The following is a 954-nucleotide window of genomic DNA, read 5'->3' as shown; positions in this document are numbered from 1 at the left end:
TGGTTGCTGCTGCTGTATTCGCAGAGGGAACTTCGCGTTTCTATGATGTAGAGAACTTGCGCTACAAAGAATGCGATCGGATTACCGATTACTTGAATGAGCTTCGCAAAGCGGGAGCCAACGTAGAGGAACGCCAAAGCGAAATTATCGTTCATGGCCGTCCGGAAGGCGTAGAAGGCGGCGTGGAGATCAATGCCCACTATGACCATCGCGTTATTATGGCGCTTACGGTTGTCGGCCTGCGTGCGAAGCAGCCGCTGCGTATCCGCGACGCGCATCATGTTGCCAAATCGTATCCGATCTATTTCGACCATCTCAAAGCGCTGGGCGCGAACGTAGAATGGGTAGAATAACGACTGCAAGCTGATGCTGATATGATAAAGGAGGGTTTACGAATGGCTTTTGAGAATCCATCCCGTGATCGAATTAAGGAACTGCTGCAGGACAGTAATGTGATCGCTGTAGTCGGCTTGTCCGAAAAGCCGGACCGCGTATCCTACATGGTATCGGAAGCGATGCAGGCAAAGGGATACCGGATCATTCCGGTCAATCCTAATGCCGAGACGATTCTGGGCGAGAAAAGCTACCCTTCCCTTCGTGATATTCCGGAGAAAGTGGATGTCGTCAATGTGTTCCGCCGTCCGGAGCATACGCCTCCGGTCGCCGAGGAGGCGGTTGCTATCGGCGCGAAGACGCTGTGGCTCCAGCTTGGCATCGCCAATGATGAAGCGGCTCATATCGCCGCTGAAGGCGGCATGAACGTCATCATGGACCGCTGCATTAAGGTGGAGGATTCCATTCTTCTGCCGCAAGGCAAAGCAAACGGATAACGATTGAAGGGCGGGCCTGCGGGGCAATGTCATTAAGTTTAGCTTACTTAATGAATTGGCCTGTGCGGCCCGCCCTTTTTTTATTGCTTAAGACAAAGAGAAAGCGTTCTCTCCATGCTTTGAC

The 954-nt window shown here is 52.4% G+C and carries 1 protein-coding gene and 1 pseudogene; both read left to right on the top strand.

Features of this window, described 5'->3' with window-relative positions; all coding sequences use genetic code 11:
- Window positions 1-353, top strand: a pseudogene (locus tag TX77_RS10725) (3-phosphoshikimate 1-carboxyvinyltransferase); the annotation flags it as partial.
- A 42-nt stretch (window positions 354-395) separates the two neighbouring features.
- Window positions 396-830, top strand: coding sequence for a CoA-binding protein (locus TX77_RS10720; protein WP_042160010.1), 435 nt, complete (start codon window positions 396-398; stop codon window positions 828-830).
- The last annotated feature ends 124 nt before the right edge of the window (window positions 831-954 follow it).

Origin of the sequence: Megasphaera massiliensis (assembly GCF_000455225.1) — a bacterium.
Taxonomy (GTDB): Bacteria; Bacillota; Negativicutes; order Veillonellales; family Megasphaeraceae; genus Megasphaera; species Megasphaera massiliensis.
This window is presented reverse-complemented; position numbering and strand designations above follow the sequence as displayed.